Genomic DNA, 559 nt, shown 5'->3' with positions numbered 1-559 from the left:
AGCTCATCAGAAGACATGGTTTTCAGGACATCCAGAGTCAGTAACGTTTTCATTTTCAGTCTCCTTATCGCCGCCCCGCAGGGCGGCGTCTCCGTTATCAGGCGGCGCAGGCCGGGTTGTTATGGTCGGTGGCGTCGCCGGCATCAGCGTCGGTATCGTTCTGACTTGTTGCCAGACTGAGTTCAGACTTTGCGGCAGGCTGTTTCTGATTGTCAGCACTGGTCATCCATTCCGGAACCCAACGGATTTTTGAGAGGAAGTGCTCTGCATGTTCAGCGGCATCCTTTTTCTTCATCTTCGCGGCGTCCTGTGCTGCGCCAGCCAGTCCGGTCTGAGAGAGTGCCTGTACAATGTGTGGCAGCTTCATGTGCGAGAAAAGGTTATCAGCCGTCGGTTTCCACCAGTCACGAAGGTCAAACTGAATGGCGTTTTCCACCCCATCCAGCGAACTCTGGTGTTTACGACCAAATTCATCCTTGCCCTGTACACCATCTATGGAACAGGCGGTGCAGAAAGCCATCAGTGCCATCAGGGTTGCGCCATCGAGCGTAAAGAAGGT

General features: G+C 54.0%; 1 protein-coding gene. It reads right to left on the bottom strand.

Features of this window, described 5'->3' with window-relative positions:
- Positions 1-97: 97 nt before the first annotated feature.
- Positions 98-559 (bottom strand): hypothetical protein (locus ABD353_RS40025; protein ID WP_425555366.1); only part of this gene is annotated, 462 nt, incomplete at its 5' end.

Origin of the sequence: Kitasatospora arboriphila (assembly GCF_039528095.1) — a bacterium.
GTDB classification, from domain to species: domain Bacteria; phylum Actinomycetota; class Actinomycetes; order Streptomycetales; family Streptomycetaceae; genus Kitasatospora; species Kitasatospora arboriphila.
The sequence above is the reverse complement of the archived record's forward strand: the minus strand, read 5'-3'. Positions and strand labels throughout refer to the sequence as shown.